At 72.8% G+C, this 14,923-nt stretch carries 15 protein-coding genes; 12 read left to right on the top strand and 3 right to left on the bottom strand.

What is annotated here, in order from left to right; all coding sequences use genetic code 11:
• Positions 1-186: 186 nt before the first annotated feature.
• Complete coding sequence (locus EV371_RS31240) at positions 187-4,584, bottom strand: S8 family serine peptidase (protein WP_130465217.1); 4,398 nt, start codon at positions 4,582-4,584, stop codon at positions 187-189.
• Between the two features lie 347 nt (positions 4,585-4,931).
• Between EV371_RS31240 and EV371_RS31235 the strand changes: the two genes are divergently transcribed.
• A complete protein-coding gene (locus tag EV371_RS31235) occupies positions 4,932-5,372 on the top strand; it encodes a winged helix-turn-helix domain-containing protein (RefSeq protein ID WP_486484868.1) in 441 nt (146 codons plus the stop codon).
• Between the two features lie 131 nt (positions 5,373-5,503).
• Positions 5,504-6,370 carry a hypothetical protein gene (locus EV371_RS31230; RefSeq protein WP_486484867.1) on the top strand — a complete coding sequence of 289 codons (867 nt, stop codon included), beginning with the start codon at positions 5,504-5,506 and terminating at the stop codon, positions 6,368-6,370.
• Positions 6,371-6,382: 12 nt separating this feature from the next.
• Here EV371_RS31230 and EV371_RS31225 read toward each other — a convergent pair whose 3' ends face one another.
• Positions 6,383-6,745 carry a DsrE family protein gene (locus EV371_RS31225; RefSeq protein ID WP_130465214.1) on the bottom strand — a complete coding sequence of 121 codons (363 nt, stop codon included), beginning with the start codon at positions 6,743-6,745 and terminating at the stop codon, positions 6,383-6,385.
• A 25-nt stretch (positions 6,746-6,770) separates the two neighbouring features.
• On the opposite strand from EV371_RS31225, the gene mtfM reads away from it, so the two are divergent.
• A complete protein-coding gene (gene mtfM, locus EV371_RS34830) occupies positions 6,771-6,875 on the top strand; it encodes a small membrane protein MtfM (RefSeq protein ID WP_349337864.1) in 105 nt (34 codons plus the stop codon).
• A 174-nt stretch (positions 6,876-7,049) separates the two neighbouring features.
• Positions 7,050-7,643: a heme-binding beta-barrel domain-containing protein gene (locus tag EV371_RS31220; protein ID WP_130465213.1), complete on the top strand. Its 594-nt coding sequence runs from the start codon at positions 7,050-7,052 to the stop codon at positions 7,641-7,643.
• A 37-nt stretch (positions 7,644-7,680) separates the two neighbouring features.
• On the opposite strand, the gene EV371_RS31215 is transcribed toward EV371_RS31220, so the two are convergent.
• Positions 7,681-8,532 (bottom strand): aminotransferase class IV, encoded by an 852-nt coding sequence (locus EV371_RS31215; RefSeq protein ID WP_130465212.1) that lies wholly within the window; start codon positions 8,530-8,532, stop codon positions 7,681-7,683.
• Between the two features lie 58 nt (positions 8,533-8,590).
• Here EV371_RS31215 and EV371_RS31210 point away from each other — a divergent pair, with 58 nt between their 5' ends.
• The 8 genes from EV371_RS31210 to EV371_RS31175 all read left to right on the top strand — a co-directional run bounded on the left by EV371_RS31210 (position 8,591) and on the right by EV371_RS31175 (position 14,899).
• The gene (locus tag EV371_RS31210) at positions 8,591-9,022 is read left to right on the top strand and encodes a transcriptional repressor (protein ID WP_165436881.1); all 432 of its coding nucleotides are present in this window, start codon (positions 8,591-8,593) and stop codon (positions 9,020-9,022) included.
• Positions 9,023-9,068: 46 nt separating this feature from the next.
• Positions 9,069-10,181: a CAF17-like 4Fe-4S cluster assembly/insertion protein YgfZ gene (gene ygfZ, locus EV371_RS31205; protein WP_130465211.1), complete on the top strand. Its 1,113-nt coding sequence runs from the start codon at positions 9,069-9,071 to the stop codon at positions 10,179-10,181.
• Positions 10,182-10,295: 114 nt separating this feature from the next.
• On the top strand, positions 10,296-11,132 hold the full coding sequence (locus EV371_RS31200) for a beta-keto acid cleavage family enzyme (protein ID WP_130465210.1): 837 nt from the start codon (positions 10,296-10,298) through the stop codon (positions 11,130-11,132).
• A 46-nt stretch (positions 11,133-11,178) separates the two neighbouring features.
• Positions 11,179-12,141 carry an asparaginase gene (locus EV371_RS31195; protein WP_130465209.1) on the top strand — a complete coding sequence of 321 codons (963 nt, stop codon included), beginning with the start codon at positions 11,179-11,181 and terminating at the stop codon, positions 12,139-12,141.
• A gap of 87 nt (positions 12,142-12,228) precedes the next feature.
• Positions 12,229-12,864: a helix-turn-helix domain-containing protein gene (locus EV371_RS31190; RefSeq protein ID WP_130465208.1), complete on the top strand. Its 636-nt coding sequence runs from the start codon at positions 12,229-12,231 to the stop codon at positions 12,862-12,864.
• Positions 12,861-13,577, top strand: a complete 717-nt coding sequence (locus EV371_RS31185) for a hypothetical protein (protein ID WP_130465207.1) — start codon at positions 12,861-12,863, stop codon at positions 13,575-13,577. Before EV371_RS31190 ends, EV371_RS31185 begins: the two co-directional genes overlap by 4 nt.
• A gap of 126 nt (positions 13,578-13,703) precedes the next feature.
• Entirely contained in the window at positions 13,704-14,018 is a 315-nt protein-coding gene (locus EV371_RS31180; protein ID WP_130465206.1) for a DUF2516 family protein, read from the top strand.
• On the top strand, positions 14,015-14,899 hold the full coding sequence (locus tag EV371_RS31175; RefSeq protein WP_130465205.1) for an alpha/beta fold hydrolase: 885 nt from the start codon (positions 14,015-14,017) through the stop codon (positions 14,897-14,899). The genes EV371_RS31180 and EV371_RS31175 overlap by 4 nt, the downstream gene beginning before the upstream one ends.
• The last annotated feature ends 24 nt before the right edge of the window (positions 14,900-14,923 follow it).

Raw genomic sequence — 14,923 nt, 5'->3', positions numbered from 1 at the left:
AACGGGTACCGCGTCGCTGTCAATGCATAGCGCGTCGCTGTCAACGCGCCCGACGCAGCGGGCCGGCCGGACCCGGCGCCGAGTGGGCACCTGACGACAAGGGCGGTGCCCGCCGCCCCCGGACGGGGACGGCGGGCACCGCCGCTCGGCAGTCACCGCCGGGTCAGCACCCGGCCCGGCCGCCGGTCAGATCCCGCCCAGCCGGGCGGGACACGGAATCACCGGTTCCAGGGTGAAGTCGAGCGTGCTGACCAGGCTGGCCTGGACCTGCTGCCGCTTCACCTGTGGCACCCAGCCGTCCTTGGCGACGATGACGTCGTACCTGCCCCTCGGCAGCCACCATGCGTACGCCCCCTTGTCCGTGGTGGAGAGGGTGTAGCCGGTCGACGGATCGCCGACCCGGTTGATCCGGACCGTCGCACCCAGCGGCACCTCGGCGCCGCCGCAGGTCCGGCCGATCACCGTGCCCTGGACCTTGCCCCAGGTGCCGGGTGGGGAGACGTTCATCTCCACCCCGACCACCGGGACCGGGTAGGGGCTCTCGGCCACCAGGCCGAGTTCGGCGCCGTAGGTGCCGGGCTGGGCGACCCCGGCCGCCGCGGTCGCCGTCAGAGTCACCTTGACGGTCCGGGACGCCCCGGCGGCCAGGGTGAAGCTGTCCGGCGTGGTGCTCAGCCAGGACGAGTCGCCCGCCTCCAGGCAGGCTTCCAGCCCACCCAGCCGCTCGGTCTCGGCCGACCCGACGAACGAACTCGGCGAACCACCCACCTTGTACGCGCCGCAGACCCCGGCGCCCCGGTAGCGGGCGAACTGCGCGTTCGGCAGGTTCACCCAGGCACCGGCCGCCGGGTCGTACGCCACCGTCCGGTTGGTCAGCGTGGTCGAGGCGGCGGTGGCGCCACCTGCCAGCACCAGCATCCCGCCGGCCGCCGCGTACTGCGAGCCCCAGAGGTCGAGCGGCATGTCCGGCAGCGGGTTCCAGGCGTCGGTGGCCGGGTCGTAGACGAAGCCGTTCTTGAACTCCGTCACGCCGACGCCACCGGCACAGTAGACCTTGCCACCGATGCCGCCGCAGGACATCCAGGACGAACCCTGCGGATAGTCGGCGGCGGTGTCGAACGTGTTGGTGAGCGGGTCGAAGACCGTCACGTCCGCGGTGTCGGCGGAACACTCGTTGTCGCCGCAGCCGCCGATGACGTACAGCTTGCCGCCGCTGGTCGCGAACGCCGCCGCCGCCCGGGGCGCCGGGTTGGTCACCTCGGGCAGGGTGCTCCAGGTCCGGCTCGCCGGGTCGAACACGTCGATCGTCGCCACCGGGGCCGAACCGGCACCCCAGCCGCCGACCACGTAGATCCGGCCGTTCAGCGCGGCGACCGCCGGCTTCGACCGCGCGGTCGGCATGTTCGGCAGGGCCGTCCAGACGTCGCTGGCCGGGTCGTACACCCAGGACTTGCGCTCGTTACCGGTGCCGGAACCGCCACCGATCGAGTAGACCTTGCCGTCCAGGGTCGCCGCCGAGTTGTCGAAGATCGACGCCGGGAGGTTGGCCACCCGGGTCCACGCGTCGTCGACAAGTGGCGTCGCGGCGGCGGTCCCGGTGCCGGGCCCGTACGCGGTCCCGGTGCGGCTCTGGCTCAGCCCCTTCATCTTGTACTCGACCAGCTCGGCGCCCTTCGCCGAGAGCAGGCTGAACCGGTCGCTCCGCTCCATCAACCGCACGGTGGTCGGCGCGTTGCCGGTGTTCGTCACCGTCACGTTGACGTTGCGGGTGCTGCCGTACGGCTGGTGCAGTTCCAGGTTCGTCGGGGTGACCGTCAGCCGGGCCGCCTTGAGCGCGAAGTCGGCCCGCCGGGTGGCGTCCGCCGGCACCGTCACCTGCTTGGTGATCGCCCGGTACGGCGACAGGCTGGCGGTGAACGGCTGCGCCCCGGTCAGGCTGGAGTAGAGCCAGTAGAAGCCGTCCGGGATGTTCGGGTCGTCCGGCGTCGCCACCGACACGCCCTTGTCGGCCGGTTGGTTGGCGCTGGCCACCGTGACGCCGTTCAGCGGGTCGCCGGTGTTGGAGTCCTTGGTGAAGCCGGCGACCAGTCCGCCCGGGTTCGGGGTGCAGGTCCGGTTGACGAGCTGGACGTTGTCCACCTCCCACCACCAGGCGAAGGTGCCGTTGAACCGGAACCGTACCCGGGCGTCCTCCGCGCCGGCCGCCGCGTCCAGCGGTACCTCCTCGACCCGGGGGCCGCGCCGGCTGGACGTCTGGTGCCAGACGTTGGTCCAGGTCGTACCGCCGTCGGTGGAGACGTCGACGTCGGCGGTGTCGCTGATCCCGACCGCCCGCCAGTCGCTGTTGAACCTCAGCAGCGGGGCACCCGTCGCCGAGAAGTCCAGCGGCGGGGTGATCAGATCGGTGTCCTGGGTGTTGCCGCTGCCCAGCTTGTCACTGTCGATGATCGCGAAGTTGCCGGTGCCGCCGGTCAGGTTGGTCCGGCCGCCCGGGTCGTCGAAGGCCCAGCCGCCCTTGTCGGTCCGGTTCACCACCGACCAGCCGTCCGGGGCCGACGTGCCGTCGAAGCTCTCCGTCAGCAGCGGGTCGCTGATCCCGGCCGTGTAGCCGGCGGCGGTGCAGGCCGGCAGCACGGCGGCGCTGATGTTGACCGTCTTCGAGCCGGTACCGACCGCCACCTCGGTGCTGACCGCACGGTAGCCGGGGTAGACCACCGTGGTGTCGAGCTGGTAGGTGGCGCTGGCCGGAACGGTGAACGAGTAGGCGCCGGTCACCGGGTTGGTGAAGATCGGACCGCCGGGTCGGCCGGAGACCTCGATCTTCGCGTACAGCGGCCAGCCGTGTCCGGAGCCGTCGGTGACCTTGCCGGCGACGGTGACCATCCGGGCCTTGTCGAGGGCGAAGTCCTGGGTGAGTACGTCGCCCTGGGCCACGGTCAGAGTGGCGGTGGCGGGGTTGAAGCCGTAGCCGCTGGCGGTCAGCTCGTGGGTGCCGACCGGCAGGACCAGGGCGTACCGGCCGTCCGGGTCGGTGACCGTGCCGACGGTGCCGGTGCGCACCTGGGCGCCCGCGACCGGGTCGCCGGTGGCGGCGTCGGTGACGGTGCCGGTGACCCGGCCGGTGTCGCCGCGCGGTGCCGCGGCTACCGCCTGGTACGCGTTGAGCCGGCCCTCGCCGAAGGTGTTGTTGTCGTCGACGGTGCCGCCGCAGGTGAGCGCCTCGACGTCGGTGGCGGTGTCGTCGAGCAGCCGTTCGGTCGCCGGGATGTTGCCCTTCAGCTCGGGCGCGGCAGACCAGATCAGCGCGACGGTGGCGGAGACGTGCGGCGCCGCCATCGAGGTGCCCTGGCCGATCCCGTAGCCGTTGCCGGGCACGCTGGACCGGACGTCGTGACCCGGCGCGGCGATGTTCGGCTTCACCGAGCCGTCGATGCTGGACACGCCCCGGCCGGAGAAGGAGGAGATGTTGTTGTTGATGTCGTAGGACCCGGCGGCGTAGGTCAGCGGGTAGTCGCCGGGGTTCTCGGTGGTGTTACAGCCCGGCCCGTCGTTGCCGGCGGAGAAGCTGGGGAAGATGCCGGCTGCCCGCCAGGCGACCACGGTCTGCTTGTACCACTCGTCGTTGCGGCCGCCGCCCCAGGAGTTGTTGACGATGTCCGGGCGCAGGTCGGGCCGGGGGTTCTGTCCGTTCAGGTCGGTCGGGGCGAGTACCCACTGGCCGGCGGCGAGCAGGGAGCCGTCGGAGCAAGTGTTGGTCTCGCAGCCCTTGGCGGCGATCCACCGGGCGCCGGGCGCCACGCCGATCTGGTTGCCGGCACCGTCGTCGCCGACCATCGTGCCCATGGTGTGCGTACCGTGGCCGTTGTTGTCGCAGGGCGCCGGGTTGGCGCAGACCTCGGCCGGGTCGAACCAGTTGTAGTTGTGGTCGACGCCGCTGCCGGTGTTGCCCCGGTAGGCGTTGCGCAGCGCCGGGTGGTCGAACTGGACGCCGCTGTCGATGTTGGCGACGACGATGTCCTCGCCGCGGTTGTCGAACTCGGACCAGACCCGGGGCGCCTCGATGTTGCTGATGTTCCACTCGACCGCATTGGTACCGGCGTCGGTGGTGGCGCGGAACGGCTTGGGTTTGACCAGCTCGTAGGTACGGCTCGGTTCGATGCTCCGCACGTCGTCCCGGGCCGCGATCGCGTCGAGCAGGGCGCGGTCACCCTCCACCCGCAACACGTTGGCGATCCAGTACGACCGGTACGTCGCGCCGCGCTTGTCCAGGTCGGCGCGGAGGTCGCGCTGGCTGCGCTCGGCGGTGGCGGTGAGCGTGCGGTAGACCGCGGTTGCCCGGTCGTCGACGTCAGCCAGCTTCGCCGCCGCGCTCAACTCGGCGCGCTCTCGCAGGTAGACAGTGAACGTGGTGCTGCCCTCGGCGGCGAGCTCGGAGAGCAGTTCGTGGCTCACCTCCGCCTCGGGGCCGGCCGCCGTGGCGACCGCGGGTTGTGCGGTGATCCCGAGCAGTACGGCGGCCGCGACAGCCACCCACCGCCAGCGTCTTGGTCGTTCGACCCAACTCCGTCCGGAACGGTCCGGCATGGTTCCTCCCCACTGTTCGGCGTCCCGAGCCGTCCTCGGGAGCCAGTTCCCCAGCTCCGGGTTGCCCGGTGCTGCCGCGCGCGTGGGTCGGACGTTCGCTTACAGACAGCGCCCCCCACTTTGGCTAGGGGTAATGCTCTTGCTCCGAGGGGTAGTGATCAATGCCCGATGTCGGCCAGTATCTAGGCAGTAACGAGGCGTATCTCGGTCAGGACTGGGTCGAATGACTTATATCGGTTAGCGTCGCTGTTGACTCGCCCGGTCAAACCCGTTTGGCTAGGGCCCGCAACCGACCGGGGGAGGAGTGGAGCCAGGTGGGAAGCGGAGAGGTCCCGCTCGTTGTGTGTGTGTCCACGGATGTCGCGGTACGGGAACGGGTGGTTCGACGACTGGATGACTTCGGCACGGTCGTGATCTGCTCAGACCTCTCCGAGTTGCGGGCGATGCTGTTTCCGATGGTCGGCAACGCGCCGGAATCCGATCCGGGGCCGGTGAGCCTCGGCGACCTCTCCGTCGACCCGGGCGGCCACCTGGTCACCTGGCGAGGCGAGCCACTCCCGTTGACCAGGCTGGAGCGGGAACTCCTGGCCCGGTTGGCCAGCCCGCCGCTCGGCGTGTGGACGTACGAGCGGCTGTTCGCCTCGGTCTGGGGCGGCGCCTACCTCGGCGACACGGCCATCCTGCACTCCGCCGTGAAGCGACTGCGGCGCAAGCTGCGCGCCGTCGAGGGCGGGCCGCAGGTGCAGACCGTACGCGGCGTCGGCTACCGGCTCGCCCCCGGACACTGACCCGCCGCCGCCCGGCCGGCCCGCCGGGTGCCCGCCGCCTGGCCGGGTGCCCGCAGCCGCCCGGCCTGCCGACTTGGAGTGTGGCCGGCTCGGTGCCGGCACCACCGGCTCGCCGTGCCACCATGGCGGACGTGCGCATCGACCCTCCGGCGCCGGCCTGGCCCGGCCAGCCGGCCCCGCCACCCCCGACCCGGCGGCGGCGCTGGCTGCTCGTCGCCCTGCTGGGCTGGGGTGCGCTGCTGCTGGTGCTCACCCTCGTCTCCGTGTACCGCGACGAACCGACCGTGCGAGAGCAGCGCACCATCGAGCAGGCCGGACCGGTGCTGCACCGGGCACTCGGCGAACTCGTCGCGGCGGCCGGCCCGGACGTCGCCGTCGAGATCACCGGCCGACCGGTACGTGACGAGTGTGAACTCACCGTAGTCCGGGACGGCGCGTCACTGGACGCGTCGGTCGTCGTACACGCGCCGGACGCGGACGTACCCGCGCTGTTGGACCGGATCGCCGACCGGCTGCCGGCGGCGTACCGGGCCCGGATCCGGCACAGTGCCGACGGGAGCGTCCACGCGCTGCGCGCCGACGCGGGGGAGTTCGTGGCGATCGAGGGCGGCCGGGTCGGACCCGGAACGGTCGAGTTGACCGTCGGCACCGGTTGCCGCCCGGTCTCCGGCGAGCCGGACGACCGGGCCGTGCTGCCGCTGCCATCAGCCGACCCGGATCCGCTCCGGGTGCTCGGCGCACTCGGCGCGGTCGAGCCGACCCTGGTCGAGCCGGTCTCCGCGCCCTGCCCGGGACAGGGCACCACCTGGACCGCACACGCCACCGGCCGGGGTGCGCCGGCCGGTCCGCCGTCCGCCGCGCTGCCCAGGCCGTCCGGCGCCGTCGTGGTCGCCGACACCACCGCGCGGTACGCGTACCGCAGCGGCCCGGTCAGCGTGGTGGTGGAAAGTGGCGACGGCCGGATCCGGGTCGCCGTCAGCAGCGGCTGCCCCCGGTGACGGCGCAGGACCCTAGTAGACCAGCGCCTGGGCGCCGTCCGCCGTCGCCTCCTCGACGAAGACCGCCGCCCCGGCGACGCGTACCCCGGGCAGCACGTCGGACTCGCCGATCTCCCGGCGGGCGGCACACTGGGTGCAGACGGTGACCCGGCCGCCGCTCAGGATCACGTGCAGCAGCTCGGCCAGCGGCGCGGAGTGCGGCAACTCGAACTCCTCGGCCCGGCCGGGCAGCGCGAACCAGCTCGACTCACCGGTCAGCCAGAGCGACACGTCGACGCCGGAGGCGACCGCGGTGGCGGCGACGGTGAACGCCTGCGCGCAGCGTTCGGGCGAGTCTGAACCGGCGGTGGCCTTGACGACCAGGGTACGAGCCATGCCGCCAGCATAGGATCTACCCGTCATGGTTACCGAGATTGGGTTCGTCAGCCTGCTCGTCGCGGGCCTCGGCGCGCTCGCCGGTTACCTGGTGTATCTGGCAGTAAGAATCTCAAGAGGTCGCTGGTGAGTGCGAGGAGTGAGCCGGTCTTGCGAGCCCCGCAGTCACGAACGAAGGCGTGTCGGTGAGTGCGAGGAGTGAGCCGGTCTTGCGAGCCCCGCAGTCACGAACGGAAGGCGTGTCGGTGAGTGCGAGGAGTGAGCCGGTCTTGCGAGCCCCGCAGTCACGAACGGAAAGGAAGCTGTGAGCGACAACCCGATTGAGCCGCCACCCTGGCTGAACGCGCCGCCGGTCGACCCGTACCCGTACGAGGAGACGTACGACCTGCGCAAGGGGCCGGACCTGCACCCGGCGCTGCTCGGCCTGCTGCCGTACGTCGGGCTCTGGCGGGGACGGGGGCGGGGCGGGTTCCCCAGCATCGAGGACTTCGACTACGCCCAGGAGATCCGGATCACCCACGACGGGCGGCCGTTCCTCTACTACGAGTCGCGGGCCTGGATCCTGGACGAGCAGAGCCGGCCGGTCCGACCGGCCGGTCGTGAGGTCGGCTGGTGGCGGGCGGTATTCGACGGCGACGGCAGGGGCACCGACGAGCTGGAGGTCATGCTCAGTACCCCGACCGGGGTGATGGAGCTCTACCTCGGCAAGGTCACCGGCACCCGGGTCGAGATCGCCACCGACGCGGTGCTGCGTACCTCGACCGCCAAGGAGGTCACCGCTGGTCATCGGCTCTTCGGCATCGTCGAGGGGGCGCTGCTCTACGCCCAGGAGATGGCCGCGGTCGGGCATCCGCTCTCCCCGCACCTCTCCGCCCGCCTGATCCGGGTCGGCGGCTGAGATGTAAGGAAGGGCCCCTTCCTAACGCTCGAAGCTGCTAACGCTCGAAGCCGAGCAGGTCGGCGAGGGCGGCGGTGTGCGGCGAGGGGGGCAGCGGCACTCCGTCCAGTTGGCGGACCTCGGCGAGGCCGCGTACCGACGAGGTGAACCAGACCCCGTCGGTCGCGCGCAGCTCGGCGGGGGTGACCATGCGGTGGGCGGCCGTCAAGGCCAGCTCGTGGGCCTGCCGGAGCAGCCAGTCGGCGGTCACCCCGGGCAGGATTCCGGTCCGCTCCGCCGGTACGGCGCACAGCTCGCCGCCGGTCAGCCAGACCAGGTTGGCGCTCGGCCCCTCCAGGGCGTACCCGTCGGTCGAGGTCCAGAGCACGTCGTCGACGCCGTTGGCGGCGGCCCAGCGCCGGGCGGCCTCGCTCAGCCCGTACGACGTGGTCTTCAGCCCGGCGAGCAGCCACGGCCGGCCGGCGCGGGCGTCGGCGGCGACCCCGAGCGGCAGGGTCGCGACCCGGATGCCGTCCCGTCGGGCCCGCCGGGACACCTCCGGCACCCGGGAGAGGGTGGCGTAGACGGTCGGTCCGGTGCCGCCCTCGGGCCCCCGGGTGCAGATCAGCCGCAGGGCGCCCTCGGTCTGGACCGGCCAGCCGGCGCAGGCGGTGTCGAGCAGGGCGTGCAACTCGTCGGGGTGGGGCAGCGGCAGCTCCAGCACCGCTGCCGATCGGGCCAGCCGGGCCAGGTGCTCCCGGGCCAGCCAGGGGCGGCCGGCCCGGACGTGCATCGTCTCGAAGAGCCCGTCACCCCGGAGTACGCCCCGGTCGTCGGCCCGGACCACCGGCTCGTCGGCGGGCACCACGCCCCGGCCCAGTACGGCGACGACCGGCTGCTCGCTGGACATTCCGCCGAGGGTAGCCGCCGAGGAGCCGGCCGTCGCGGCGGCGCACTATGCTTTGTCGGTGTCGGAATCGTCACTTGCGGAGATGCTGCGTTCCCGCGGACTGCGGTTGACGGCGCAGCGGCAGTTGGTCCTCGAGGCCGTCATGACACTCGGGCACGCCACCCCCGAGCAGGTGCACTCGGCGGTCCGGGAGGTCGCCGCCGGAGTGAACATCACCACGATCTACCGGACCTTGGAATTACTCGAACGCCTCGGGCTTGTTACCCATACACACCTGTCCCACGGGTCGCCGACGTACCACGCCGCGGGTGAGGACACCCACGTGCACCTGGTGTGCCGGACCTGCGGGGCGGTGGACGAGGTCGATCCGGAGATGTTCGGGCCGCTGGCCGAGAAGCTGGCGGCGGAACGAGGATTCCAGGTCGACATCGGGCACGTGGCGCTCTTCGGGGTCTGCGGACGGTGCGACTGCGAGGAGCGGCGAGAGTGACCGACCGCGAGGAGCGGGAGGGTGACCGACTGCGAGGAGCGGCGAGATGATCGACATCGCGGGTGCGGTGGCTGCCGAGGCGATCGACGAGCAGACCAGGGACCAGCCGGAGCCGGAGCACGCGGCGGCCGGGGTACGCCCGGTGGCCGCCCACTACGGCGACCCGATCCGCGAGCAGCGGCTGCTCGCCACCGACGTCGGCCTGGTCGACCGGTCTCACCGGGGGGTGGTGGCCGTCCCCGGGGCCGAGCGGACGAGCTGGCTGCACACCCTGACCAGCCAGCATCTCGGCTCGCTCGCCGCCGGGCAGGGCACCGAGCTGCTGGTCCTCTCCCCGCACGGGCACGTCGAGCAGCACGCCATGGTCGCCGAGGACGGCGAGACCACCTGGCTGGACACCGAGCCGGGCGACACCGGCGGCCTGCTGGGCTACCTGGAGAAGATGCGCTTCTTCACCCCGGTCGATCCCCGGGACGCCACCGCCGACTGGGCACTGCTCTCGCTGGTCGGCCCGCGCGCCACCGAGGCGGTCGGCACGCTCGGCGTCACCGGGCTGGCCGAACCGGATCTGCTCGGGGTGCCGGGCCCGAAGTTCGCCGCCGGCTCCGTGCCGCCCCGGCCGACCATCGTGTACGACGTGCGCGCGCTGCCCGGTGGCGGCTGGGCGCGCCGGGTCCGGCTCGGGGTCGACCTGCTGGTGCCCCGGGCGAGCATGTCGGAGGTGGTCGGCACGCTGACCGCCGCCGGCACACCGGTCGCCGGGGTGTGGGCGTACGAGGCGGTGCGAGTGGCGCAGCGGCTGCCCCGGGTCGGTTTCGAGACCGACCACCGGACGATCCCGGCCGAGGTGGGGCTGATGGCTCCGGCCGTACACCTGGACAAGGGCTGTTACCGGGGGCAGGAGACGGTGGCCCGGGTGCACAATCTCGGCCGTCCGCCGCGCCGGCTGGTGCTGCTGCACCTCGACGGGGTGACCACCGACCAGCTTCCGGCGGTCGGCGCCCCGGTGACCGTCGACGGGCGCACGGTCGGCTTCGTCGGTACGGCGGTCCGGCACCACGAACTGGGCCCGGTCGCGCTGGCGGTGCTGAAGCGGTCGGTACCGGACGACGCGGCGCTGCTGGTCGAGGGCCAGGCCGCCGCGATCGACCCGGAGTAGCCGCCGGGCAGCGAGCGCTGCTGGCGGTCCGCCGGCCGAGGCGCTGGCCTGGTGGCGGTCCGCCGGCCGGGGCGCTGGTGGCGGTACCCGGGCGGGGACTCGTAGGATCCCGGCATGACGGGCACCTTGATCACGGTGGCGCCGACCGGGGCCGAGTCGGCGAAGGCGGAGGTGCCGGCGCTGCCGGTCACCCTCGACGAGCTGGTGGTCACCGCGAAGGAGTGCGAGGCGCTCGGCGCCGCGGTGATCCACGTCCACATCCGGGACGACGATGCCCGGCCCACCCTCGACCCGGGCCGGCTGCGGGAAACCGTGGCCGCGCTGCGGGAGAGCAGCGACCTGATCGTGCAGCTCTCCACCGGGGGCGCGGTGACCGATCCGGAGGCGGACCGGCTGGCCGTGCTCGACGCCGACCCGGAGATGGCCTCCTGCACCATGGGTACGGTCAACTTCGGCGACGACGTCTTCCTCAACCGCTGGCAGTTCATCGTCGAGCTGCACACCCGGATGCAGGACCGGGGCGTCGTGCCGGAGTACGAGATCTTCGACCTCGGTCACCTGGCCGCGCTGCGCCGGCTGCTCGACCGGTACGGACTGCCGGCCGGCGGGCACGTGCACGTCGACTTCGTGATGGGGGTGCCCGGCGGCATGCCGGGCAGCACCGAGGCGCTGGTCGCCTGTGCCCAGGCGCTGCGCGACCTACCGGACGGGACGACGTTCTCGGCGACCGGCATCGGCCGGAGCACCATCCCGGTGATGCTCGCCTCGGTGTCGGCCGGCGGGCACCTGCGGGTCGGCATGGAGGACACGATCACGTACGCCAAGGGGCGCCCGGTGGAGTCCAACATGCAACTGGTGGCTCGGGCGGTCGGGCTGGCCCAGCTCGCCCAGCGCCCGCCGCTGAACCCGGCACAGGCGCGGGAGCTGCTGGGACTCGCGGCACAGCGCTGAGGGGTGCCGGCGCGGCGGGTTCGTCCAGTGGGTACCGTCCGCGATCATGGGCGAGATCTACGGCGGCGGCGTACCGCTGGTGGAGGCGGTCCGGTCGGGCTTCGTGGAGTCCGTGCACCGGGGTTCGGTGGTGGTGCTGGACGCGTCCGGCGCGGTACTGGCCGAGGCCGGTGACGTCCGCGCACCGGTCTTCCCCCGGTCGTCCAACAAGCCGTTGCAGGCGGTCGGGATGCTCCGGGCCGGGCTGCCGCTGACCGGTGCCGACCTGGCCGTCGCCTGCGCCAGTCACCACGGCGAGGACTCGCACGTGGACCGGGTCGGTGCGCTGCTGCGGCGGACCGGGTTGGACGTCTCGGCGCTGCGCTGCCCGCCGGATCTGCCGCTGTCGGAGCCGGCCCGGGCCGCCGTGTTGCGGGCCGGCGGTGGACCGTCCCGGCTCCGGATGAACTGCTCCGGCAAGCATGTCGGGATGCTGCTCGCCTGTCAGGCCGCCGGTTGGCCGGTCGCGGAGTACTGGCTTCCCGAGCACCCGCTCCAGCAGGGGATCGCCGCCGCGGTCGAGGAGTTCACCGGCGAGCCGGCGGCGGCGGTCGGGATCGACGGCTGTGGTGCGCCGCTGCTCGCCGTCTCGCTGACCGGACTCGCCCGGGCGTACCTGCGGCTGGTCTCGGCCGCGCCGGGCTCGGCGGCCCGGACGGTTGCCGACGCGATGCGGGGGTACCCGGAGATGGTCGCCGGCACCGACGTCGAGGCGTACGACACCCGGCTGATGACCGGGATTCCGGGGCTGCTCGCCAAGAGCGGTGCGGAGGGGGTGGTCGCGGTGGCGGTGCCCGGGGTCGGTGCGGTGGCGGTCAAGATCGACGACGGTGCGGCGCGCGGCCGGATGCCGGTTCTGGTCTCGGCGTTGCGCCGGCTGTCGGTGGCCGCCCCGATCCTCGACGAGCTGGCCGAGGCGCCGCTGTACGGCGGCGGCGAGGTGGTCGGCACGGTACGCGCCCGGTGGTGACCTGACCGGGTGAGACGCCGGTAACTATTGCTAGCTTTCGCAAGCGTTTTGCTTGCAGGAGCAAGCGCGGCTCGCTACCGTCGAGACATGGCCAATCCGAAGGACCTTCCACGCGACATCGGCGGGTTCATCCGTGACCTGCGCCGCAACGCCAAGATCTCCCTGCGCCAGCTGGCCGAGCAGGCCGGGGTGAGCAACCCCTACCTGAGCCAGATCGAGCGTGGGCTGCGCAAGCCGAGCGCCGAGGTGCTCCAGCAGTTGGCCAGCGCACTACGGGTCTCCACGCCGGCGATGTACCTGCGGGCCGGGCTGCTCGACGACCGCGAGGGCCAGGGCGTGCTCGCCGCCATCGCGGCCGACCCGGACCTGACGATGCCGCAGAAGCAGTCGCTGAGCCAGATCTACGAGACCTTCCGCCGGGAGAACCTCCGGCACGCGGACGTACCGACCGAACCCGCCAGCACCGACACCCCGGGCACCGACACCCCGGGCACCGCCAGCACGTCAGGCACCGCCGACCAGGATCCGGCCGAGGCCGTACTCGAATCGGTGGCGGTGACCGAGGCGGGCGCCGCTGCCGCCCCACCGACCGAACCGCGGCCCGGCGCGAGGACCGCGCCGCCGGCCGCGACCACGAAGAAGACCGCCCGGAAGGCGGTCAAGAAGGCCACGCCGTCGACTCCGACGGTCGTCTCGGCCTCTGACGAGGAGGAACAGTCATGACCCAGCCCCGAACCGCCCGGATCCCCGCCCCGCTCTACGCGGTGGCCGGTGCCGGCGATCTCGCGTATCAGCAGCTGCGCCGGTTGCCCGCCGTGGTCAGCGGGCTCGGTGACGAGGTGACCCGCACCGAGCTGCGGGAGAAGGCCGTGACGACCACCGCCGAGCTGCGGGAGAAGGCGATCGCGACCACCGCCGAGCTGCGCCAGAAGGCCGCGCTGACCCTGCGCAACGCCAAGCCCGGCGCGACGAACCTGCGGCACCGGGCCGCGAACGGCGAACTGGACCGGCTGCGGGAGGCGACCATCCGCAACGCGGCGGTGGTGGTGGCCGGTGCCCAGGCCGCGCAGGAGCGGGCGATCGCCGTCTACGGCGACCTCGTCGCCCGGGGTGAGCGGGTGGTCGGCTCCGGTGTGGTGCAGGCCGCCGACACCGTCAACGCGGACATGACCGCCACCGGGACTCCGGCGGTGACCGCCGCCGGGCAGCCGGCGCTGAGCAGCACCCCGGCCGAGGTCGTCGAGCAGGTCAAGGAGCCCGCCGCGGCGGCCGACGCGACCGGCGCCGCCGAGGCCGGAGCGACCGGGACGGCCGAGGGCGACGGGACCGGTGCCGCCGGGACCGGGGCGAAGGCGGCCCCGGCGGTGAAGCGCCGCCAGGCGGCGAAGTCGACCCGCCCGGCCACCAGGCGAACCCGCCCGGCGGCCGACAAGTAGCCGGCGGGCAACGGCCGAGCAGCCGGCGGTCGAGCAGTCGGCGAGCAACGGTCGAGTAGCGGCCGGTGACCCGGGTGGGTGCGCCAAGTGGCACCCACCCGGGGTCACCGGCATAAGCTTGCCGCCATGGGCACAGCCGCGCCGCTCTTCTTCGACGACGTCGTCCTCATCATCAACCTGGTGCTGATCGTCTTCGCCCTCGTGATCCAGGGCGTCGCACTCGTGCACTGCATCACCCAGCGCTCGGACGCCTTTCCGGCGATCGGCACCCTTCCCAAGGGCGCCTGGGTCGCCATCCTGGCCGTCTGCCTGGTACTCACCCTGCTGCTCTACCGGCCGCTCAACCTCTTCGCGCTGATCGGCATCGCGGCAGCGTTGATCTATCTGCTCGACGTCCGGGTCGGACTGCGCGACCTGACCGACGGCAAAGGCTTCTGGTGAGGGATTTCCGCTGGCCACCGCCGCCCGACGGCGGGCCACGGACGTACGGCCCGGGGCCGACCGCGCCGCGCAGCGGCCGGCCGGCGCTGCCCGACCCGGAGACCGAGCTGGTCGCCACCCCGCACGGCGTACGGCTGGAGCGGCTGGTGACCGGCGACGGTGAACCGGTCACCGTCTTCGCACACGGACTCGGCACCGGCATCTCCACCACCCGCCCGCTGGGCAGCGCGGTCAACGGTCGCAAGATCTTCTTCCAGTTCCGTGGTCACGGCCGCTCCGACGCTCCGGAGGGCGAGTGGAGCTACGCCGACCTGGCCCGTGACCTGCGGGCGATCGCCGATCTCGGTGGCGCCCGCCGGGCGCTCGGGATCAGCCTCGGCGCGGGCGCGCTCTGCCGGCTCCTCTGGGAGAGTCCGGCCCGCTTCGAACGGGCGGTCTTCGTGCTGCCGGCCGTACTCGACGAACCGCGCCCGGAGGTGGCCCGGCGGCGGCTCTCCGAACTGCTCAGCGCGGTACGCAGCGGCGACGCCGCCGAGGTGGCCGAGGCGGTCGCCTTCGAGGTGCCAGCGGCGATCCGGAACACCCCGGCCGGCTGGGCCTACCTGCGGCAGCGGGTCGACCAGTTGACCCGGGACGGTCTCGCCACCGGGCTGGCCAGCCTGGCCGGTCAGGTCGCCGTCCGGCAGCGTTCGGCCCTGGCAGCGGTCACCGCCCGTACCCTGGTGATCGGCTGTGCCGGCGACGACCTGCATCCGGTCGCGGTCGCCGAGCAGCTCGCCGAGGCGCTGCCGGCGGCGACGCTGCACGTCTACGACCGGCCCGGCCTGCTCTGGACGCACCGCGCCGACCTGCGCGAACGGATTTCCGGCTTCCTCAACTGACCGGTCGCCGGCGCCCACCGGTGC

The organism is Plantactinospora sp. CNZ321, from assembly GCF_004217235.1.
This window is presented reverse-complemented; position numbering and strand designations above follow the sequence as displayed.